This is a genomic window from Citrobacter sp. RHBSTW-00570 (assembly GCF_013739755.1).
GTDB classification, from domain to species: domain Bacteria; phylum Pseudomonadota; class Gammaproteobacteria; order Enterobacterales; family Enterobacteriaceae; genus Citrobacter; species Citrobacter braakii.
The window spans coordinates 1,716,381-1,737,749 of the sequence record NZ_CP056399.1; the positions used below are offsets into that span (position 1 = coordinate 1,716,381).

The following is a 21,369-nucleotide window of genomic DNA, read 5'->3' on the forward strand; positions in this document are numbered from 1 at the left end:
ATTATGCTCGTTTTTTCTCCAGCCAGCTGGAAGAACGAGAGGATTTGATGCGCTTCACAATTTTAACCCCCTTAACCTACCACACTGATTCCAGTATCTCAGACTGGAGTCCAGTATGTTGGAGTCAAGCAAAGTTCCCGCGCTCACCAGGGCGATCGAAATACTCAATCTCATTGCGCGTATCGGCCCATGTAGCGCCGCCACCATCATAGAGGCGCTGGGTATTCCAAAAAGCACCGCGTACCTGTTACTTAATGAACTGAAGCGTCAGCGCTTTATCAGCATTGATCATCAGGAAAATTACTGCCTGTGGACCAAGCTGGTTGAGTTGTCTGGGCATGCGCTGAGCAAGATGGATTTACGTGAACTGGCGCGTCCCCGGCTGACACAACTGATGGATGAGACAGGGTTACTTTGCCATCTCGGGATCATCGACCACGAAAGCGCGTATTACATTCTGAAAGTGGAATCGTCATCCACTATCAGCGTGCGCTCCCACGAAGGGAAAAGTCTTTCGCTCTACCGCTCGGGTATCGGCAAATGCCTGCTGGCCTGGCAAGCGGCAGCCGCACGAAAAGCCATTATTGAACAGCTGATATGGGAACAGGCAACGCCGACCACTATCACCAGGCCACAGCAGTTGAATGACGAGCTGGAGCGTATTCGACAGCGTGGATGGAGCTTTGATAATGGCGAAGATTATCCCGATGTTCGCTGCGTCGCAGCGCCTGTTTTTAACGCTAACAATGAACTGACCGCCGCGATTTCAGTGGTCGGCACTCGTCTGCAAATTAACGAAGAGAACCGTGATTATCTGGCCGGTAAAGCGATTGCCTGCGCCAGGGATATTTCACGCCTGTTGGGATGGAAAAGTCCCTTCGACTCACTCGCTTCATAAAAAGGAGAACACCATGACCCTACCTAAAATTAAACACGTTCGTGCCTGGTTTACCGGTGGTGCTACGGCGGATAAAGGCGCTGGCGGCGGCGACTATCACGATCAGGGCGCTAACCACTGGATTGACGATCATATCGCCACGCCAATGAGCAAATATCGTGAATATGAGCAATCGCGCCAGTCCTTTGGCATCAACGTATTAGGAACACTGATTGTTGAAGTGGAAGCTGAAAACGGACAGACCGGTTTTGCTGTTTCCACGGCAGGGGAGATGGGGTGCTTTATTGTGGAAAAGCATCTCAATCGTTTTATTGAAGGGAAATGCGTCAGTGATATCAAACTCATTCACGACCAGATGCTGGGCGCAACGATGTACTACTCCGGCTCCGGCGGTCTGGTGATGAACACTATCTCGTGCGTGGATCTGGCGCTGTGGGATCTGTTTGGCAAGGTGGTGGGTTTACCGGTCTACAAACTATTGGGTGGCGCGGTACGCGACGAAATTCAATTCTACGCGACCGGTGCGCGCCCTGATCTGGCGAAAGAAATGGGCTTTATTGGCGGCAAAATGCCGACCCACTGGGGGCCGCACGACGGGGATGCGGGGATCCGCAAAGATGCGGCAATGGTAGCCGACATGCGTGAGAAATGCGGTCCGGATTTCTGGTTGATGCTCGATTGCTGGATGAGTCAGGACGTGAACTATGCCACCAAACTGGCCCATGCCTGCGCACCGTCCAACCTGAAGTGGATCGAAGAGTGTCTGCCGCCGCAGCAGTATGAAGGTTATCGCGAGCTGAAACGTAACGCCCCGGCGGGGATGATGGTCACCAGCGGTGAACACCACGGGACGCTGCAGTCCTTCCGCACACTCTCAGAAACCGGCATCGATATCATGCAGCCGGATGTGGGTTGGTGCGGTGGGTTAACCACGCTGGTGGAAATTGCCGCTATTGCTAAATCGCGCGGACAGCTGGTGGTGCCGCATGGTTCCTCGGTTTACTCGCACCATGCGGTGATCACGTTCACCAATACCCCGTTCAGCGAGTTTTTGATGACCAGCCCGGATTGTTCAACGATGCGTCCACAGTTTGATCCGATCCTTCTGGACGAACCGGTACCCGTCAATGGCCGCATTCATAAGTCGGTGCTCGACAAACCAGGATTTGGCGTCGAGCTTAACCGCGACTGCAATCTGAAGCGCCCTTATAGCCACTAATGACCAGTGCGTTGCCAATGCCACGGCAACGCCCTCATTTCTTTGAGGATCTTGCTATGAGTACCACGTTACTTGATGGTGTGGTGAAGAAAAACCGCGCCCGTTTGATTCCCTTTATGCTGGCGCTGTATGTGCTGGCGTTTCTTGACCGCTCGAACATCGGTTTTGCCAAAGAGACCTATCAGATTGATACCGGTCTGAGCAACGAAGCTTATGCGTTGGGCGCGGGGATTTTCTTTGTGGTTTATGCCTTTCTGGGGGTTCCTGCCAACCTGTTGATGCGTAAATTTGGTGCCAGAACCTGGATTGGTACCACCACGTTGCTGTGGGGATTCCTCTCTGCGGCGATGGCATGGGCGGATACTGAATCGAAATTCCTGATTATCCGTACTCTGCTGGGGGCGGCAGAGGCGGGCTTCTTCCCCGGTATGATCTACCTGACGTCCCAGTGGTTCCCCCAGCGTAACCGCGCCAGCATCATGGGGCTGTTCTACATGGGGGCGCCGCTGGCGTTAACCCTGGGATCGCCGCTTTCCGGTGCGCTGTTGGAGATGCACGGCTTTATGGGGCATCCAGGGTGGTTCTGGATGTTCGTTATCGAAGGTTTACTGGCGGTAGGCGCGGGCATTTTCACCTTCTTCTGGCTGGATGATACCCCGCAGCAGGCACGTTTCCTGAGCGCGGAGGAAAAGGCGTTACTTATTAGCCAACTGGCGAGTGAAGAGGAAAAAAAGGTCACTTCACGCCTGTCGGATGCGCTGCGTAATGGCCGTGTCTGGCAACTGGCGATTATCTATCTGACGATCCAGGTGGCGGTGTATGGCCTGATCTTCTTCCTGCCAACTCAGGTTGCTGCGTTGTTAGGGACAAAAGTGGGCTTTACGGCTTCGGTCGTGGCGGCAATACCGTGGGTGGCGGCGCTGTTTGGTACCTGGCTTATTCCCCGCTACTCCGATCGCACCGGCGACCGGCGTAATGTTGCCGCGCTGACGCTGCTGGCGGCAGGAATCGGCATTGGCCTTTCCGGGCTGGTTTCACCGGTACTGGCGATTGTGGCGCTCTGCGTCGCGGCGGTCGGTTTCATTGCGGTACAGCCGGTGTTCTGGACGATGCCAACGCAACTTCTTTCCGGGACTGCTCTGGCGGCGGGGATCGGCTTCGTCAACCTGTTTGGTGCCGTCGGCGGCTTTATTGCTCCCATTCTGCGCGTCAAAGCCGAAACGGTGTTTGCCAGCGATGCGGCGGGCCTGCTGGTCCTCGCGGGCGTCGCGATTATCGGCTCGCTAATCATCTTTACGCTGAGTGTGAACCGTTCAGTTTCACAAGCAGGCGCTGCGCATCATTAATCTTATCTACGTTGTAAGGATCGTTATGAACGCATTGTTATCAAATCCCTTCAAAGAAGGATTACGCAAAGGGGAAGTCCAGGTCGGCCTGTGGCTCAGTTCGACCACCTCCTACATGGCGGAGATTGCCGCGACGTCGGGCTATGACTGGCTGCTGATTGATGGAGAACACGCGCCGAACACGGTGCAGGATCTTTACCATCAGTTGCAGGCGATTGCGCCTTATGCCAGCCAGCCTGTGGTTCGCCCGGTGGAAGGCAGTAAAGCGTTGATCAAGCAGGTGCTGGATATTGGCGCGCAGACGCTGCTTGTCCCGATGGTCGACAGCGCAGAGCAGGCGCTTCAGGTGGTTTCCGCGACTCGTTATCCACCGCTCGGTGAGCGTGGTGTCGGCGCCAGCGTGGCACGGGCGGCGCGCTGGGGGCGTATCGACAATTATATGGCCCAGGCTAATGAATCACTCTGCCTGCTGGTACAGGTCGAAAGCAAAGCGGCACTGGATAATCTGGATGCCATTCTGGACGTTGACGGTATTGACGGTGTCTTTATTGGCCCGGCGGATCTTTCTGCGTCGTTAGGCTACCCGGATAATGCCGGACACCCGGAGGTGCAGCGGATCATTGAGCAAAGCATTCGCCGTATTCGCGCAGCCGGAAAAGCAGCCGGTTTCCTCGCTGTTGACCCAGTAATGGCGCAGAAATGTCTGCAATGGGGAGCAAATTTTGTCGCGGTAGGCGTGGATACCATGCTTTATACCGAAGCGCTGGATCGCAGGCTGGCAATGTTTAAGCCAGGCCAGAGTACGCAAACGTTGAAAAGCAGTTATTAATATCAGGCCCGGTGGTGTAGCGCCATCGGGCCTGAAATAGCTCCTAATGGTGATGTTCTGTCACGTCGTCAACAGAAAATCCGGTAATGGTCAGGACTGTCTCATGATCGATGCCTCGCTCCAGCATCATGCGGGCAATACGTAATGCTTCTTCTCGTGTTCCTTTTAGCCAGCCTTCCTGCAATCCATTGTGATGGCCTTCCTGGCGTAGTTTCTCTGCGATCGTCATCAATTTCTCCTTGTTATGGGGTGAGCGCCCGGCAATTTCACGGATAAATTCGCTGACATGAGAAGCCTCACCGCGCTGTAGCAGATAATTAAACAGCGTTTGCAACTGGCTGTCATTAACGGTACGAGTAACTAAAAGCGCGACCAGCCTGTCCACCAGTCCCATCAAATCGCGATCGCGGATATGTTTTTGCATCAGTTCAAGTAGAGCGATACGCCGATGCTGCATAATCTCGTCGTCAGATACCACAGTGATGTCCACTAGCGGAAATGCTTCTGAGTAAAGCTTGCGCGCCAGTTGTGGGTAATCAAATTCGTCCAGCCAGTTGAGCGACCACGGATACGGGCTCTGTTGCCCGTGATAAAAAAGCATGGGGATAACCAGAGGTAGCGTTCTGTATCCGGCATCCAGGTGATATTGCATGGCGGCAGTGGCATAACGCATCAGGCGAAATGCCATGTGTTGTACCGCTGTACTCTGATGTTCGATAACGCAGTAGATGTAGCCTTCACCTTCGCGGGTTTTTAACGACCACAATACGTCGGAATAGTAAGCACGGAGATCCTTTTCGATAAAACTGGTAGGCTCCAGCTTCAGCGTTTGCAGGTCACATATCTCGCGTAATGCGACGGGAAGGTGAATTTCAAGAAAATCGCGAGCCATCTCAGGATAAGAAATTATCTTTTTAAAAACCGCATCATGCGGTGTTGATGTTGCTGATTTAGCCATGGTAGTCCGTCACCAGAGGAAGAAGATGGCGTGACGGTACCCACGGATGACGCGGGCTGCATTCGTGGAATTGATTCTTTGCGTGGAGGAGTCAGAGATAAATACGTCCGGTTGCAACGTATTCAGTTATGTGCAACGGCATTCGCAAAAATGCCCGGTAGCCAACGCCACCGGGCAACAGAATTAACCTAACGCTTTGGCAAGCAGGGTGATGGGGTGTTCGCAGCGCTTACTGGTAGACATCTCAATCTGCCATTTACAGGTTTCACAGTCGGTGACGACGATATCAGCGCCGCTGTCTTCAATCTGGCGGAACAGCGGTGCGCCAATGGACTGCGATGTCGGGTAGTTTTCCTTTTTAAAGCCGTATGTCCCGGCAATCCCGCAACATTGCGAGTCCAGCACCGTTAGCTCCAGCCCTGGAATTTGTCGTAGCAGTTCCAGCGTGTAGAGCGTCCAGCCCATTTTCTCCATGTGGCATGGCGTGTGGTAGACCACTTTCAGCGGCAGCGTTTTCAGCGGCAGCGTTTTGCCTTCATCCAGCTTGCGCCACAGCCAGCGGGTTGCCAGTTCAATGTGTTCGCGTAGACCTGAGTTGTCGACGTCCAGCACTTCCGGATATTCATCACGCAGCGCAAAGGTGCAGGTTGATGAGGTGGCGATCACCGGAATGCCTTTGCCGTCAATTGCTTCTCTGAGCGAGGCCACGTTGCTCACCGCCTGCTTACGCGCTTTATCGGTAAAACCGTTGGCAATCAGCGGTACGCCGCAGCATTTCTCTTTGCTCAGCAGTTGCACCCCGGTTCCCATCGCATTCAACACTTTGATCAGATCTTTGCCGAGCTGCGGATGGTTGTAATTAACAAAACAGCCGTGGAAAAAGGCAACCTGATCCTGATATTGCGTTTGCTGTGCGGCAACGCTGCGATACCAGCGGCGGAAGGTGCCAAAAGAGTACTTCGGCAGCGTACGGCGATGGTCGATTTTTAGCGCGTAATCCAGCAACTGACGCACCGGTTTGAGTGAGGTGGCGGTATTCACTATCGGGGCGAATGGTGTGGATACGCTACCCATCAAATCGGTATGGCTTAAGACGAAGTTACGCAGCGACGGACGCGTAGTGTCGTATTTGGCGCGCGCGCGTTGGATGATATCGCCAATCTTCACATCTGACGGACAGGCCACTTCGCAGCGCTTACAGTTGATGCAGTATTTCAGCGCATCGTCATATAACGCGCCATCTTTCAGGCGCAGACGCTCACCGTCCGGTCCGGCCTGTTTAGGACCAGGGTAGTTCGGATTGACGCGACTTACCGGGCAGGCCGTGGTGCACACCGTGCATTTGATACAACTTTCAAAACGTGTGTCGCTCATTGCTGGCCTCCTGCACGTTTCGCAATATGATGTGCGGCGTGTAAGGCGCTAACAGCGCACACGCCGCCTCCGCAACCCTGGGCGATAGGGTCGAATCCGCCGAGAACGGAACCGATGGCATACATGTTCTCTATCGTTTGTCCCGCCAGCGACGGGCGCAGCCCGGCATCGGTCGTAACACCAAACTGCTGCCACGGTTGTGGGTCGAAGACGTCACGCTCATACCACTCGGCGCGGGTGGCGGTTTGCTGTACATCCAGCCCCAGGATAGGTTCGTAGATGGCCTCACGCGTGGCGACCAGCCCGCTGCTGAAGAAGCTGCCGCTGGCGAGCACGGCGAAACGTGGCCGCAAAGGAATATCGGCATGATTACGGGTCCAGATTTCGCTGACTACGCCGTCCTGACAGGTGATTTTCTTCACTTCATCACCCGGCATCCAGACGCCGCCCTGGCGCACAAACTGGCGCTGCAATTTGTTATGCAAACGCATACCCAGTACCGAAGGCGGGAGGGTCGGTAACAGCGTCAGCGAGCAGGGGAGACGCTCGTTAAGCCATTGCCAGAGCTGTTCATCCGCCAGACCGAAGCAGGCCGGCATAATTATCATGTCGCAGGTTTTTGCTACTGGCAGTAAAGCGTCATAGAGCAGCGACCATTTATCTTCGTTATCCAGCAGGCGCGCAATATTGACGGCGCGAAACTCGGTCGGGTTATCACGCAGGACATCCAGCTCAGGCAGATCGATTTCTGCCGTCTCGACGCTGAGATTGCGTTGACGCAGCGACGCCGCGGCGAGATGTGCCTGAAAATCCAGTAAACCGCTAATACCTACAACGCAGATACGCTGCGCGGACAGCGGCCAGACCGGAACTTCCGGGGAACTTAACCAGGTTGAGCGCAGCGTTCCCAGCGGGGTGATGCGTTGATGTGACTGATATACCTTGCCTTGCAAATGCGTTCCGCATTCTTCGAGAAGATTTTGCGCCTGCTGGGCCAGCTCCAGGACGTTGTGCGTTCCGATGGTGCTGTACGGGTGCGCGGGTGCCTGAGTGCGCAGCGCATTCAGGCCTGCTTCTATATCCGTCACCGGTTGGCCATCGGGTAAGTTGCTGAGCAAATCCAGTGAGCCGGAGGAGAAATGCAGGGCGCTTTGGCCGCGAGTGACAATCGTGCAGCGTAAACCGCTTTTTTGCAGTTGCAGGCCGCACAGCAGTCCGGCCAGACCGCCGCCGATAATGACGGTATCAAATTTCATCCTGGTGCTCCTTTTCCAGACCGCACAATCCCTGATAGACCCAGCGTGTGAATTCGCTTTCGCGCAGCGCATCTCCCCAGGCGATAGGCTGCACGCCTTTCCAGCGTTCATTGAGAAAATCGGAAAGCTGGGTGATAGATTGCGCGGCGGTGGTGACATTAAAACGTTGCAGCAAACCTGCGGCGCGGCAGGCACACAATTCGCCCTGGCAGGTCCCCATTCCAACACGGGTACGGCGACGCAAATCCAGCAGGCTGTTGACGGTCAAATTCTCGACGGCGTACTGCACTTCACCTGCAGTAACCGCTTCGCATTCACAGACCAGGCTGCGGTGCTGACGACCTTCGCTAAGCCACGCTGGGGTGCGATCGCCGTGACGGTAGACCGCTGAACCGCGCAGTGGCGCGGGCAACGAGATCACGCGTTTGAGCGTATGCTCGGTCGATTCTTGTGAGCCAGGCAGCGCCGTGTCTGCCGTTGTGCAAGGTTGGGTATTGCCCAGCTTACGGCAAACGGCATCGGTGGCCCACTCTGCCATCAGGCGGTAGGTCATCAATTTGCCGCCAGTAATGGTGATAAACCCGTCCAGTCCGTCACGCTGGGCGTGATCGAACAGTACAATCCCACGACTGACGTTACGGCCACTTGGATCGTCGTCGCTGGCTACCAGAGGACGCACGCCGGAGTAGGCGCGTAAAATGCGCGTTTTCGCCATAATCGGCGCCAGTTTTTCGCCTTCACGCAGCAGTATATCGACCTCTTCTGCGGTGACGCGGTTGCTGTCGATATCATCGTAATCAATGTGCTGTGAGGTGGTGCCAATCAGCGAAATGGTATCACCGGGCACCAGGATATCGGCGTCAGACGGCTTACGACAGCGGTTGATGACATGCTGGTTAATGCGGTGATCCATAATCAGCAGCGAACCTTTGGCCGGGAACATACGGATGCTCAGATCGGCATATTCCGCAATGCGCTGGCCCCAGATCCCGGCGGCGTTGACGACTACCGGTGCATGCAGAGACTGCATCTCACCCGTCAGATGATTGCGTACGTTCACGCCGCAAACCGTTGCCCCTTCACGAATCAGTCCCGTCACTTCATGCGCCGTTAAGATTACTGCGCCATGCTCACGCGCATCCAGCATGTTGGCGGCGGTTAAGCGGAAAGGATCAACCGTGCCGTCCGGCACTTTTACCGCGCCAATCAGCTGTGGGTTGACGGAAGGCTCGATAATGCGCGCCTGCTTAGGGTCAATTGCTTCTGCGCGAATACCGGCCTCTTCGCAGGCGCGAATAAAGGTTGCCTGGAAGGAGAGTTCATCTTCCGGCAGGGTAATAAACAGACCGTCTGTCGGCTCAACGCAATGACGGGCGATACGTTTGAGAATTTGGTTTTCGCTGATGCACTCCCGGGCAGATTCAGCGTCGGTGACGGCGTAGCGTGCTCCGCTGTGCAGCAGACCGTGGTTACGTCCGGTCGCCCCTGTGGCGATATCGTGGCGTTCCACTAAGATGACGCGCAACCCGCGCAGCGCACAATCGCGTGCGATCCCTGCACCTGTTGCTCCTCCACCAATGATAATCACGTCACTTGTTTGCGAGTCGCGAATTTTCATTGTTTTTCCTCACAGTTCGTTTTTTATCATTTAGCCACATAAAAAACATGGATTGTTTGATTTCGCGCATAATCGCTCATTATTCGAAAATGAAACGTGATTTCGTGCGCCTTTATGAACATTTGTCATAAATCTGTAACAATATGTGCAGCGTTTCACATTTTTGTTATGTATCTTTCCTTAACATCGCGGCCACACTGGGAGCGGTAGGGTAGTAATGACGAACTGCAGTGTTTACTTCGAATGAAAGACGGCCACGGAGGCTACACTATGTTGAGCATTTTTAAACCAGCGTCACACACGGCGCGTTTGCCTGCAGCGGAGATCGACCCGACATATCGTCGATTACGTTGGCAGATCTTTCTGGGGATATTCTTTGGCTATGCCGCGTACTATCTGGTACGTAAGAACTTTGCCCTTGCGATGCCGTATCTGGTTGAGCAAGGTTTCTCGCGTGGCGATCTGGGTTTTGCGTTATCCGGTATCTCCATTGCTTACGGATTTTCGAAATTCATCATGGGGTCCGTTTCGGATCGCTCGAATCCGCGCGTTTTCCTGCCAGCGGGTCTGATTCTGGCCGCCGCAGTCATGTTGTTCATGGGCTTTGTGCCGTGGGCGACTTCGAGTATTGCGGTTATGTTTGTGCTGCTGTTCCTCTGCGGATGGTTCCAGGGAATGGGTTGGCCGCCGTGTGGTCGTACCATGGTGCACTGGTGGTCGCAGAAAGAGCGTGGGGGCATTGTCTCCGTCTGGAACTGTGCGCACAACGTGGGCGGCGGTCTGCCTCCTCTGTTGTTCCTGCTGGGTATGGCCTGGTTCAATGACTGGAAAGCGGCGCTGTACATGCCTGCTTTCGGTGCGATCGTCGTCGCGCTGTTTGCTTTTGCTCTGATGCGTGATACGCCGCAGTCTTGTGGCCTGCCGCCTATCGAAGAGTACAAGAACGACTATCCGGACGATTACAACGAGAAAGCGGAAGAAGAGCTGACTGCGAAGCAGATCTTCATGCAATACGTACTGCCGAACAAACTGTTGTGGTACATCGCTATCGCCAACGTGTTTGTTTATCTGCTGCGCTACGGCATCCTGGACTGGTCCCCGACCTATCTGAAAGAAGTGAAACATTTCGCACTGGATAAATCATCCTGGGCCTACTTCCTGTATGAGTATGCGGGTATTCCGGGCACGCTGCTGTGCGGCTGGATGTCGGATAAAGTCTTCCGTGGCAACCGTGGTGCGACCGGCGTGTTCTTTATGACGCTGGTGACTATCGCGACTATCGTCTACTGGATGAACCCGGCAGGCAACCCGAACGTGGATATGGCTTGTATGATCATCATCGGCTTCCTGATCTACGGTCCGGTAATGTTGATTGGTCTGCATGCGCTGGAACTGGCACCGAAAAAAGCGGCGGGTACGGCGGCTGGCTTTACCGGTCTGTTCGGTTATCTCGGCGGTTCCGTAGCGGCGAGCGCCATTGTTGGCTATACCGTTGACTTCTTCGGTTGGGACGGCGGCTTTATGGTGATGATTGGCGGTAGCGTGCTGGCGGTTATTCTGCTGGTGGTCGTCATGATTGGCGAAAAACGCCATCACGAAGAGATCGCACTGAAGCGTAACGGGGGCTAATAGATGAAAACCACATTGAAAAGTCTCAGCGTGGCGCTAATGCTGACAGGTATTGTGGTGAGCAGCGCGGCGGTTGCCGCAGAAAAAATCGTGATTGCGCACCGTGGCGCCAGCGGTTATTTACCGGAGCATACGCTGCCAGCAAAAGCGATGGCTTATGCTCAGGGGGCTGATTACCTGGAACAGGATTTGGTGATGACCAAGGACGACCATCTGGTTGTCCTGCATGACCACTACCTTGACCGCGTCACCGATGTTGCCGAGCGTTTCCCGGATCGTGCGCGTAAAGATGGGCGCTACTACGCTATCGACTTTACGCTGGATGAGATTAAATCGCTGAAATTTACCGAAGGCTTTGATATCGAAAATGGCAAAAAGGTCCAGACCTACCCGGGGCGTTTCCCGATGGGTAAATCTGATTTCCGTGTGCACACTTTCGAAGAAGAGATTGAGTTTGTTCAGGGATTAAATCATTCAACCGGTAAAAACATTGGCATTTACCCGGAAATGAAAGCGCCGTGGTTCCATCATCAGGAAGGGAAGGACATTGCGGCTAAGACGCTGGAAGTGCTGAAAAAGTACGGGTACACCGACAAGAACGACAAGGTTTATCTACAGTGTTTTGATGTCGCAGAGTTAAAGCGCATTAAGAATGAACTGGAACCGAAGATGGGGATGGATCTCAATCTGGTACAGTTGATTGCGTACACTGACTGGAATGAAACTCAGGAGAAAAAGCCGGACGGTAGTTGGGTTAATTACAACTACGACTGGATGTTTAAACCGGGTGCCATGAAGCAAGTTGCGCAGTATGCGGACGGCATTGGGCCGGACTACCACATGCTGATTGATGAGAAGTCGAAGAAAGGCAATATCTCGTTAACGGGTATGGTACAGGACGCGCATCAGAATAAGATGGTGGTGCATCCTTATACCGTTCGTGCCGATCAACTGCCGGATTACACCACTGATGTAAACCAGCTGTATGACATTCTGTATAACAAGGCGGGCGTTGACGGGCTGTTCACCGACTTCCCCGACAAAGCAGTGACATTCCTGAATAAAGAGTAATGGCACAAGGTCTGTGATGAACCTCCGGTCACAGGCCTGGTTGGATCAAACGTTATTAACGGCTAGATAAGGCCGTCTGCCGTCAACGTGGCCATACCTGCCTCCAGGAGAAATAAAGAGCTGCCGTCCATCGGCGGCTCTTTTTTAGTCGTAATTTTTATCCCGCCACGCGTTACAGCTCTATTTCAATATCGCCTTTTGCCCGACAGCAGCAGGGCAAAATTTCACCTGGCTGAATGAAGGCCAGAGGTTCGGCAATCCAGTCGACCTGTCCCGCTACCAGACGGGTACGGCAGGAGCCGCAATAACCTGCGCGGCACTGGTATTCAACTTCAACATTGTGCGATTCGAGCGCGGCAAGCAGGGAAGGGTGTTCATCCTGGCACAGCAGTTGTGTGCCAGAGATGCGCAGAGTAACGCGGCCCATCAGAGCTGGAAGTTACTCAGGTCGTCGGTATCGACTTCCGAATCGATCTGGCCGACCAGGTAAGAGCTGACTTCCACTTCCTGCGGCGCAACCTGCACGTTATCAGACACCAGCCAGGTGTTGATCCATGGGATTGGGTTAGAGCGGGTCTGGAACGGCAAGTCGAGTCCGACAGCCTGCATACGGATGTTGGTGATGTACTCAACGTACTGGCACAGAATGTCTTTGTTCAGGCCAATCATTGAGCCGTCACGGAACAGATAATCCGCCCACTCTTTTTCCTGCAGCGCAGCCTGTACGAACAGGTCGTAGCATTCTTGTTTACACTCTTCGGCGATTTCCGCCATTTCCGGATCGTCCACGCCGCTGCGCAGCAGATTCAGCATATGCTGGGTCCCAGTCAAATGCAGGGCTTCATCGCGGGCGATCAGGCGAATAATTTTCGCGTTGCCTTCCATCAGTTCGCGTTCGGCGAAGGCGAAGGAGCAGGCGAAGCTGACGTAGAAGCGGATCGCTTCCAGCGCGTTCACGCTCATCAGGCACAGATACAGCTTCTTCTTCAGTTCACGCAGGCTTACGACAACCGTTTTACCGTTAACGGTATGCGTGCCTTCGCCCAGCAAATGCCAGTAGCTGGTCATCTCAATCAATTCGTCGTAATAGCTGGAAATGCCTTCCGCGCGTTTCTGGATCTGCTCGTTGGTGACGATGTCATCAAACACCACCGCCGGATCGTTCACGATGTTACGAATGATGTGGGTGTAGGAACGGGAGTGGATCGTTTCTGAAAACGCCCATGTTTCCACCCAGGTTTCCAGCTCAGGGATCGAGATTAACGGCAGCAGCGCCACGTTCGGGCTACGTCCCTGAATGGAGTCCAACAGCGTTTGATACTTCAGGTTGCTGATGAAGATATGCTTTTCATGTTCCGGCAGCGCCTGGAAGTCGATGCGATCGCGAGAAACATCAACTTCTTCCGGACGCCAGAAGAAAGAGAGCTGCTTTTCGATCAGTTTTTCGAAGATGTCATATTTTTGCTGATCGTAGCGGGCGACGTTCACCGGCTGGCCGAAGAACATCGGTTCCAGAAGTTGGTTATTTTTCGTCTGTGAAAAAGTGGTGTATGCCATTGATGTGAATCCTTTGTGGGATGAGTGCCGGATGGCGTTACAAGCACCCTTTCCGGCCTACAAACCAAGCTACTGTAGGCCGGGTGAGCCTGGTGCCACCCGGCATCGTTCATCAGATCTTACATGCGCCGCTTTCGCAGCCGTCGTCCTGAATGGACGGCACCAGATCGTCCTGAGAATCTTCCGCACCGTCACGGGTGTTTTGATAATACAGCGTTTTGACACCAAATTTGTAGGCGGTGAGCAGGTCTTTCAGTAACTGCTGCATCGGTACTTTTCCGGATGGGAAGCGCGACGGATCATAGTTGGTGTTGGCGGAAATCGACTGATCGATAAATTTCTGCATGATACCTACCAGTTGCAGATAGCCATCGTTGTTCGGCATTTCCCACAGCAGTTCGTACGCGTCGTGCAGGTGTTCGTAGTCCGGCACGACCTGGCGCAGAATACCGTCTTTCGACGCTTTGATGCTCACATAGCCGCGCGGTGGTTCAATACCGTTGGTGGCGTTAGAGATCTGCGAAGAGGTCTCCGATGGCATCAGGGCTGACAGCGTGGAGTTACGCAGACCGTGCGTTTTGATGGATTCGCGCAGTTGTTCCCAGTCCAGATGCAGCGGCTCGTTGACAATAGCATCGAGATCTTTTTTATAGGTATCGATCGGCAGAATACCTTTGGAGTAGGTCGTTTCGTTAAACCACGGGCACGCGCCTTGCTCTTTCGCCAGCTCGTTAGAGGCTTTCATCAGGTAATACTGAATGGCTTCAAAGGTTTTGTGAGTCAGGTTGTTCGCGCTGCCGTCAGAATAACGCTTACCGTTTTTCGCCAGCCAGTAGGCGTAGTTGATCACGCCAATACCCAGCGTACGGCGACCCATCGCGCCGCGTTTGGCGGCAGGAATCGGATAATCCTGATAATCGAGCAGCGCATCCAGCGCGCGCACCGCCAATTCGGCCAGCTCTTCCAGCTCGTCCAGGCTGTTGATAGCACCGAGGTTAAATGCGGACAGCGTACACAGCGCAATTTCGCCGTTTTCGTCGTTAACGTCGGTCAGCGGTTTGGTCGGCAGGGCGATTTCCAGGCACAGGTTAGACTGGCGCACCGGAGCGACAATGGGATCAAACGGGCTATGGGTGTTGCAGTGGTCAACGTTCTGAATATAGATACGCCCGGTAGAGGCACGTTCCTGCATCATCAGAGAGAACAGTTCAACGGCTTTCACGCGTTGCTTGCGGATACTGTCGTCGTTTTCATATTTGGTGTACAGACGTTCGAATTCGTCCTGGTCAGCGAAGAACGCATCATACAGGCCTGGAACGTCGGACGGGCTGAACAGCGTGATGTCGCCGCCCTTCAGCAGACGGGTGTACATCAGTTTGTTGATCTGTACGCCGTAGTCCATGTGACGCACGCGGTTGCCTTCGACGCCACGGTTGTTTTTCAGGACCAGTAGGCTTTCAACTTCCAGGTGCCACATTGGGTAGAACAGTGTTGCAGCACCGCCGCGTACGCCGCCCTGGGAGCAGGATTTTACCGCGGTCTGGAAGTGCTTGTAGAACGGAATACAACCGGTGTGGAACGCTTCACCGCCGCGGATCGGGCTACCCAGCGCACGGATGCGACCGGCGTTGATACCGATGCCGGCGCGCTGGGAAACGTATTTCACAATCGCGCTGGAGGTGGCGTTGATGGAGTCCAGGCTGTCGCCGCACTCGATCAGTACGCAGGAGCTGAACTGACGGGTAGGGGTGCGCACGCCGGACATAATCGGCGTCGGCAGCGAAATTTTAAACGTAGAAACGGCGTCGTAGAAACGTTTTACGTATTGCAGACGCGTTTCACGCGGATAGTTAGAGAACAGGCAGGCCGCTACCAGAATGTAGAGGAACTGCGCGCTTTCATAAATCTCACCGGTAACACGGTTTTGTACCAGGTATTTACCTTCTAACTGCTTCACCGCAGCGTAGGAGAAGGTCATATCACGGTCGTGTACGATGAACGAGTCCATCTGCTTGAACTCTTCTTCCGTGTAGTCTTCCAGCAGATGATTGTCGTATTTGCCCATTTCAACCATTTTCACGACATGGTCGAACAGTTTCGGCGGTTCAAACTCGCCGTAGGCTTTTTTGCGCAGATGGAAAATCGCCAGGCGAGCAGCCAGGTACTGATAATCCGGTGCCTCGCGGGAGATCAGGTCGGCGGCAGCTTTGATGATTGTTTCATGGATATCGGATGTCTTGATACCGTCATAAAACTGAATGTGGGAGCGCAACTCGACCTGAGAAATCGATACGTTATTCAGTCCTTCTGCCGCCCAATCCAGAACTCGGTGGATTTTGTCGAGATTGATGCGCTCTGTACTACCATCACGCTTTGTCACCAGCAGACTCTGATTCATGTGGTTTTTTACCTGTCCGTGAAAGAAAAAATATCCCCCATATTATCCACAAAGTCATGTTGTGACTAAGTCTGTGGATAAATACTATATGTAGGGGTTGTTTGATAAAGTAGACGCTATATGGTGAGTATTCTAGTAGGGATTCTTTTCAGTACAAGAGTTGATTTTGAGGTTAAATTGAGGTTGCAAAAGGGTAATAATCGCTAAGTGCGCGTCTTATAAGGCCTGGCGAGGATGTCAATAATTGAGAAAAAAAATAGAAAATTTGATCGAGTGCTGATTTCTTCATCTAAGGCAAGGTAAGTTCTTATGACCTGGCGCAAAAATTGCCCTGACGATCCTACTCAGGATTGGTAGGCGATGCGCAGGCCCGAAAGCTGCGCACTATCGGGCACGGTGCCGGATTGCGGCGTTGTACGCCTTATCCGGCCGGGTGGAGGAGGTTAATCTGCTTGCGCGGTAGTGTGTACCATATAGTTCACATCAACGCCGGGGCCGAGTTTAAAACTGTTGGTGATCGGGTTGTAGTGCAGGCCGGTCATATGACGCTCTTTCAGCACGGTCTGGTCAACCCACTCTAACAGTTCAGCCGGCTTAATGAATTTTTTCACATCATGCGTGCCTTTCGGCACCATACGCAAAATATATTCCGCGCCGACCACCGCCATTAGCCAGGATTTGCCGTTGCGATTAAGCGTGGAGAAAAACACTTCGCCGCCCGGTTTGACCAGTTTGGCGCAGGCCCTGACCACCGATTGCGGGTCCGGTACGTGCTCCAGCATTTCCATGCAGGTCACAACGTCATACTGATGCGCATGTTTTTCCGCATGTTCTTCAACCGTTTCTTGAACGTATTCCACCTGGATGCCACTCTCCAGCGCATGCAGTTTTGCTACCTGTAACGGTTCAAAGCCCATGTCCAGCCCGGTGACGGTTGCGCCCTCGCGCGCCATGCTTTCCGCCAGAATGCCGCCGCCGCAGCCGACGTCGAGTACCTTTTTACCAAACAGGCCGCCTGAGCGCTCCGTGATATAGCCCAGGCGCAATGGGTTAATACGGTGCAGTGGCTTAAATTCACCCTCAAGATCCCACCAGCGTGACGCGACTGCTTCAAACTTGGCAATTTCTTCCTGATCAACGTTGTGAGTTACCGGAGGTTTTTCGGCATTCATTGGGGCTTCTACTCCTAAATTTGCGATGCAAATGAGTATATCAGCCTGACGGGATGAATAAAGCCTCTGTCAGGGGGAATCCATTTACCTGAATCTGCACGGATGTGTTATAATTTGCGACCTTTGAATCCGGGATACAGTAGAGGGATAGCGGTTAGATGAGCGACCTTGCGAGAGAAATTACACCGGTCAACATTGAGGAAGAGCTGAAGAGCTCCTATCTGGATTATGCGATGTCGGTCATTGTTGGCCGTGCGCTGCCGGACGTCCGAGATGGCCTGAAGCCGGTTCACCGTCGCGTACTTTACGCCATGAACGTATTGGGCAACGACTGGAATAAAGCCTATAAAAAATCTGCCCGTGTCGTTGGTGACGTAATCGGTAAATACCACCCTCATGGTGATATCGCCGTTTACGACACCATTGTTCGTATGGCGCAGCCATTCTCCTTGCGTTACATGCTGGTAGATGGTCAGGGTAACTTTGGTTCTGTCGATGGCGACTCCGCAGCGGCGATGCGTTATACGGAAATCCGTATGTCGAAAATCGCCCATGAGCTGATGGCTGACCTGGAAAAAGAAACGGTGGATTTCGTCGATAACTACGACGGCACCGAACAAATTCCTGACGTCATGCCAACCAAAATTCCTAACCTGCTGGTGAACGGCTCGTCCGGTATCGCGGTAGGTATGGCGACCAACATTCCGCCGCACAACCTGACGGAAGTGATCAACGGCTGCCTGGCATACATTGACGATGAAGACATCAGCATTGAAGGGCTGATGGAACATATTCCGGGTCCGGACTTCCCGACCGCCGCGATCATCAACGGTCGTCGTGGTATTGAAGAAGCCTACCGTACCGGCCGTGGCAAAGTGTACATCCGCGCACGCGCGGAAGTCGAAGCGGATGCCAAAACTGGCCGTGAAACCATCATCGTCCATGAAATTCCGTATCAGGTGAACAAAGCGCGCCTGATCGAGAAAATCGCCGAGCTGGTAAAAGACAAACGCGTTGAAGGTATCAGCGCGCTGCGTGACGAGTCTGACAAAGACGGTATGCGCATCGTGATTGAAGTGAAACGCGACGCAGTCGGGGAAGTGGTTCTGAATAACCTCTACTCCCAGACCCAACTGCAGGTTTCTTTCGGTATCAACATGGTTGCGTTGCACCATGGACAGCCGAAAATCATGAACCTGAAAGATATTATTGCTGCGTTTGTACGTCACCGCCGTGAAGTCGTAACCCGCCGTACTATCTTTGAACTGCGTAAAGCCCGCGACCGTGCGCACATCCTTGAAGCACTGGCGATTGCGCTGGCGAACATCGATCCGATCATCGAACTGATCCGCCGTGCGCCGACCCCGGCAGAAGCGAAAGCAGCGCTGGTCGCGCGTTCGTGGGAGCTGGGTAACGTTTCTGCCATGTTGGAACGTGCCGGCGATGATGCCGCACGTCCTGAATGGCTGGAACCGGAATTTGGCGTGCGTGACGGTCAGTACTACCTGACTGAACAGCAGGCCCAGGCCATTCTGGATCTGCGTTTGCAGAAACTGACCGGCCTTGAGCACGAAAAACTGCTCGACGAATACAAAGAGCTGCTGGAGCAGATCGCTGAACTGCTGCACATTCTGGGCAGCGCCGATCGTCTGATGGAAGTCATCCGTGAAGAGATGGAGCTGATTCGTGAACAGTTCGGCGACGCACGTCGGACCGAAATCACCGCGAACAGCGCTGACATCAACATCGAAGATCTGATTAGCCAGGAAGATGTTGTCGTGACCTTGTCTCATCAGGGCTACGTGAAATATCAGCCGTTAACCGATTACGAAGCGCAGCGTCGTGGCGGTAAAGGCAAATCTGCAGCACGAATTAAAGAAGAAGACTTTATCGACCGCCTGCTGGTGGCCAACACCCATGACACGATCCTCTGCTTCTCCAGCCGCGGTCGTTTGTACTGGATGAAGGTTTATCAGTTGCCGGAAGCAAGCCGTGGTGCGCGTGGACGTCCTATCGTCAACCTGCTGCCACTGGAAGCTAACGAACGTATCACCGCAATTCTGCCAGTACGTGAGTACGAAGAAGGCGTCAACGTCTTTATGGCAACCGCTAGCGGTACCGTGAAGAAAACAGCGCTGACTGAGTTCAGCCGTCCGCGTTCAGCCGGTATCATTGCGGTTAACCTGAACGAAGGCGATGAGCTGATTGGCGTCGACCTGACGTCTGGCAGTGACGAAGTTATGCTGTTCTCTGCTGCCGGTAAAGTGGTGCGCTTCAAAGAGGGGGCTGTTCGTCCGATGGGACGTACCGCGACCGGCGTACGCGGTATCAAACTGGCGGAAAGTGACAGCGTGGTATCGCTGATCGTTCCGCGCGGTGAAGGTGCTATCCTGACCGTTACCCAGAACGGCTACGGTAAGCGTACAGCGGCGGAAGAGTATCCGACCAAGTCTCGTGCGACCCAGGGCGTTATCTCCATCAAAGTCACCGAGCGCAACGGTTCCGTTGTCGGCGCAGTGCAGGTTGAAGATACCGACCAGATCATGATGATCACCGATGCAGGTACGCTGGTGCGTACTCGCGTGTCGGAAATCAGCGTGGTAGGACGTAACACCCAGGGCGTGATCCTCATCCGTACTGCGGAAGATGAAAACGTTGTGGGTCTGCAACGCGTTGCTGAACCGGTTGATGATGAAGAGCTCGACTCCATCGACGGTAGCGCTGCTGAAGGGGACGAGGATATCGCGCCTGAAGCGGAAAGCGATGACGATGCAGCGGACGACGCTGAAGAGTAATTAAGACGTGATAAAAAGGGCCGGAAATATCCGGCCCTTTTTTTTAATTCATTCGCTCCACTATCATCGCAATGCCCTGACCGCCGCCGATGCACAGTGTGGCCAGTCCAAGCGTTTGATCCCGTGCCTGTAGCGCATGCAGCAGCGTCACCAGTATTCGCGCGCCGCTGGCGCCAATAGGGTGTCCCAGCGCAATTGCCCCACCGTTGACGTTAACCTTTTGCGGATCAAATCCCAGCGTTTTACCAACGGCAAGAAACTGAGCAGCAAATGCTTCGTTGGCTTCGATCAGATCGATATCAGAAAGCTGTAAGCCGCTCAGTTGCAGTGCCTTCAGCGTGGCGGGAACCGGCCCCATCCCCATCATAGCCGGAGCTACACCGCCACTGGCCCAGGCTTTGATTCGTGCCAATGGCTTCAGCCCAGCCTCCAGTGCTGCGGACTCTTCCATTATCACTAATGCCGCTGCACCGTCGTTGATCCCCGAGGCGTTACCTGCGGTGACGGTTCCTGCTTTATCGAAGGCTGGACGCAATGCGGCGAGGCCTTCTGCCGTCGAGTCAGCTTTGGGGAATTCGTCACGCTCAAAGATGATGGTTTTCTTCCGTGATGACACGCTGACGGGCACGATTTCAGCCTCAAATGCGCCAGACTCGATTGCGGCAACGGCTTTACGCTGTGACTGCAGAGCCAGTTCATCCTGCATTTCGCGGCTGATGCCATACTCTTTGGCAACATTTTCTGCAGTGATCCCCATGTGGTAACCATGCTCGGCGCAGATCAGGCCATCGCGCAGAATCACGTCGGACAATTGCCCGTCACCGAGGCGATAGCCCCAGCGGGCTTTTGCGTCTAACAGGTAGGGGGCCAGGCTCATGTTTTCCATCCCACCCGCGACGATCGCCTGGGCTTGTCCGGCCTTGATAGCGAGGGCGGCAAGCGCCACGCTTTTCAGGCCAGAGCCGCACACTTTGTTGACGGTAAAGCCGCAAACGGTGTCGGACAGGCCACTTTTTAATAATGCCTGACGCGCTGGGTTTTGCCCGAGTCCTGACTGCAGCACGTTGCCCATAATCACCTCGTCCACGCGCTGTGGGTCAAGGTGCGCGCGTTCAAGAGCGGCTCTAATGACGGTTGAGCCAAGCTCGACGGCACCCGTAGTTGCCAGTGCGCCGTTAAAACTGCCGATTGCGGTACGTGCCGCGCTGACGATGACACAGTTTTTCATTTTTCAGTTCCTTTTATTAAG

At 54.0% G+C, this 21,369-nt stretch carries 16 protein-coding genes; 7 read left to right on the top strand and 9 right to left on the bottom strand.

Features of this window, described 5'->3' with window-relative positions:
* Nucleotides 1–115: 115 nt before the first annotated feature.
* Genes HV237_RS08075 through yfaU form a run of 4 tightly spaced genes read left to right on the top strand, consistent with a single transcriptional unit; the run spans nucleotide 116 to nucleotide 4,292 of the window.
* Nucleotides 116–898: an IclR family transcriptional regulator gene (locus HV237_RS08075; RefSeq protein ID WP_047359211.1), complete on the top strand. Its 783-nt coding sequence runs from the start codon at nucleotides 116–118 to the stop codon at nucleotides 896–898.
* A 13-nt stretch (nucleotides 899–911) separates the two neighbouring features.
* Complete coding sequence (rhmD, locus tag HV237_RS08080; protein WP_016153809.1) at nucleotides 912–2,117, top strand: L-rhamnonate dehydratase; 1,206 nt, start codon at nucleotides 912–914, stop codon at nucleotides 2,115–2,117.
* A 56-nt stretch (nucleotides 2,118–2,173) separates the two neighbouring features.
* A complete protein-coding gene (locus tag HV237_RS08085) occupies nucleotides 2,174–3,463 on the top strand; it encodes an MFS transporter (protein WP_047359210.1) in 1,290 nt (429 codons plus the stop codon).
* Nucleotides 3,464–3,488: 25 nt separating this feature from the next.
* Nucleotides 3,489–4,292: a 2-keto-3-deoxy-L-rhamnonate aldolase gene (gene yfaU / locus HV237_RS08090; RefSeq protein ID WP_047359209.1), complete on the top strand. Its 804-nt coding sequence runs from the start codon at nucleotides 3,489–3,491 to the stop codon at nucleotides 4,290–4,292.
* 43 nt (nucleotides 4,293–4,335) lie between these two features.
* On the opposite strand, the gene HV237_RS08095 is transcribed toward yfaU, so the two are convergent.
* From HV237_RS08095 to glpA, 4 genes are all read right to left on the bottom strand, one after another.
* Nucleotides 4,336–5,250 carry an Rpn family recombination-promoting nuclease/putative transposase gene (locus tag HV237_RS08095; protein ID WP_047359208.1) on the bottom strand — a complete coding sequence of 305 codons (915 nt, stop codon included), beginning with the start codon at nucleotides 5,248–5,250 and terminating at the stop codon, nucleotides 4,336–4,338.
* A gap of 183 nt (nucleotides 5,251–5,433) precedes the next feature.
* Nucleotides 5,434–6,624, bottom strand: a complete 1,191-nt coding sequence (gene glpC, locus HV237_RS08100; protein WP_047359207.1) for an anaerobic glycerol-3-phosphate dehydrogenase subunit GlpC — start codon at nucleotides 6,622–6,624, stop codon at nucleotides 5,434–5,436.
* Nucleotides 6,621–7,880, bottom strand: a complete 1,260-nt coding sequence (gene glpB, locus HV237_RS08105; protein WP_047359206.1) for a glycerol-3-phosphate dehydrogenase subunit GlpB — start codon at nucleotides 7,878–7,880, stop codon at nucleotides 6,621–6,623. The genes glpC and glpB overlap by 4 nt, the downstream gene beginning before the upstream one ends.
* A complete protein-coding gene (gene glpA, locus HV237_RS08110; protein WP_016157025.1) occupies nucleotides 7,870–9,498 on the bottom strand; it encodes an anaerobic glycerol-3-phosphate dehydrogenase subunit A in 1,629 nt (542 codons plus the stop codon). The genes glpB and glpA overlap by 11 nt, the downstream gene beginning before the upstream one ends.
* Before the next feature lie 270 nt (nucleotides 9,499–9,768).
* On the opposite strand from glpA, the gene glpT reads away from it, so the two are divergent.
* Nucleotides 9,769–11,127, top strand: coding sequence for a glycerol-3-phosphate transporter (gene glpT, locus HV237_RS08115; protein WP_016153802.1), 1,359 nt, complete (start codon nucleotides 9,769–9,771; stop codon nucleotides 11,125–11,127).
* A 3-nt stretch (nucleotides 11,128–11,130) separates the two neighbouring features.
* Nucleotides 11,131–12,198 carry a glycerophosphodiester phosphodiesterase gene (gene glpQ, locus HV237_RS08120; protein ID WP_016157024.1) on the top strand — a complete coding sequence of 356 codons (1,068 nt, stop codon included), beginning with the start codon at nucleotides 11,131–11,133 and terminating at the stop codon, nucleotides 12,196–12,198.
* Nucleotides 12,199–12,370: 172 nt separating this feature from the next.
* Here glpQ and yfaE read toward each other — a convergent pair whose 3' ends face one another.
* The 4 genes from yfaE to ubiG all read right to left on the bottom strand — a co-directional run bounded on the left by yfaE (nucleotide 12,371) and on the right by ubiG (nucleotide 17,325).
* A complete protein-coding gene (gene yfaE / locus HV237_RS08125) occupies nucleotides 12,371–12,625 on the bottom strand; it encodes a ferredoxin-like diferric-tyrosyl radical cofactor maintenance protein YfaE (protein WP_016153800.1) in 255 nt (84 codons plus the stop codon).
* Nucleotides 12,625–13,755, bottom strand: coding sequence for a class Ia ribonucleoside-diphosphate reductase subunit beta (gene nrdB / locus HV237_RS08130; RefSeq protein ID WP_016153799.1), 1,131 nt, complete (start codon nucleotides 13,753–13,755; stop codon nucleotides 12,625–12,627). The genes yfaE and nrdB overlap by 1 nt, the downstream gene beginning before the upstream one ends.
* Before the next feature lie 112 nt (nucleotides 13,756–13,867).
* Nucleotides 13,868–16,153 carry a class 1a ribonucleoside-diphosphate reductase subunit alpha gene (nrdA, locus tag HV237_RS08135; RefSeq protein WP_016153798.1) on the bottom strand — a complete coding sequence of 762 codons (2,286 nt, stop codon included), beginning with the start codon at nucleotides 16,151–16,153 and terminating at the stop codon, nucleotides 13,868–13,870.
* Nucleotides 16,154–16,596: 443 nt separating this feature from the next.
* On the bottom strand, nucleotides 16,597–17,325 hold the full coding sequence (gene ubiG / locus HV237_RS08140) for a bifunctional 2-polyprenyl-6-hydroxyphenol methylase/3-demethylubiquinol 3-O-methyltransferase UbiG (protein WP_047359205.1): 729 nt from the start codon (nucleotides 17,323–17,325) through the stop codon (nucleotides 16,597–16,599).
* Between the two features lie 158 nt (nucleotides 17,326–17,483).
* Between ubiG and gyrA the strand changes: the two genes are divergently transcribed.
* Entirely contained in the window at nucleotides 17,484–20,120 is a 2,637-nt protein-coding gene (gene gyrA / locus HV237_RS08145; protein ID WP_049281471.1) for a DNA topoisomerase (ATP-hydrolyzing) subunit A, read from the top strand.
* A gap of 43 nt (nucleotides 20,121–20,163) precedes the next feature.
* On the opposite strand, the gene HV237_RS08150 is transcribed toward gyrA, so the two are convergent.
* Nucleotides 20,164–21,348 (bottom strand): acetyl-CoA C-acetyltransferase, encoded by a 1,185-nt coding sequence (locus HV237_RS08150; RefSeq protein WP_047359204.1) that lies wholly within the window; start codon nucleotides 21,346–21,348, stop codon nucleotides 20,164–20,166.
* Nucleotides 21,349–21,369 lie beyond the last annotated feature (21 nt).

Coding starts and splice junctions, on each gene's coding strand:
- HV237_RS08150 (WP_047359204.1), bottom strand. CDS start 21,348: ATGAAAAACTGTGTCATCGTCAGCGCGGCACGTACCGCAATCGGCAGT.
- HV237_RS08075 (WP_047359211.1), top strand. CDS start 116: ATGTTGGAGTCAAGCAAAGTTCCCGCGCTCACCAGGGCGATCGAAATA.
- nrdB (WP_016153799.1), bottom strand. CDS start 13,755: ATGGCATACACCACTTTTTCACAGACGAAAAATAACCAACTTCTGGAA.
- HV237_RS08085 (WP_047359210.1), top strand. CDS start 2,174: ATGAGTACCACGTTACTTGATGGTGTGGTGAAGAAAAACCGCGCCCGT.
- yfaE (WP_016153800.1), bottom strand. CDS start 12,625: ATGGGCCGCGTTACTCTGCGCATCTCTGGCACACAACTGCTGTGCCAG.
- glpT (WP_016153802.1), top strand. CDS start 9,769: ATGTTGAGCATTTTTAAACCAGCGTCACACACGGCGCGTTTGCCTGCA.
- yfaU (WP_047359209.1), top strand. CDS start 3,489: ATGAACGCATTGTTATCAAATCCCTTCAAAGAAGGATTACGCAAAGGG.
- glpA (WP_016157025.1), bottom strand. CDS start 9,498: ATGAAAATTCGCGACTCGCAAACAAGTGACGTGATTATCATTGGTGGA.
- glpC (WP_047359207.1), bottom strand. CDS start 6,624: ATGAGCGACACACGTTTTGAAAGTTGTATCAAATGCACGGTGTGCACC.
- glpB (WP_047359206.1), bottom strand. CDS start 7,880: ATGAAATTTGATACCGTCATTATCGGCGGCGGTCTGGCCGGACTGCTG.
- nrdA (WP_016153798.1), bottom strand. CDS start 16,153: ATGAATCAGAGTCTGCTGGTGACAAAGCGTGATGGTAGTACAGAGCGC.
- HV237_RS08095 (WP_047359208.1), bottom strand. CDS start 5,250: ATGGCTAAATCAGCAACATCAACACCGCATGATGCGGTTTTTAAAAAG.
- rhmD (WP_016153809.1), top strand. CDS start 912: ATGACCCTACCTAAAATTAAACACGTTCGTGCCTGGTTTACCGGTGGT.
- ubiG (WP_047359205.1), bottom strand. CDS start 17,325: ATGAATGCCGAAAAACCTCCGGTAACTCACAACGTTGATCAGGAAGAA.
- glpQ (WP_016157024.1), top strand. CDS start 11,131: ATGAAAACCACATTGAAAAGTCTCAGCGTGGCGCTAATGCTGACAGGT.
- gyrA (WP_049281471.1), top strand. CDS start 17,484: ATGAGCGACCTTGCGAGAGAAATTACACCGGTCAACATTGAGGAAGAG.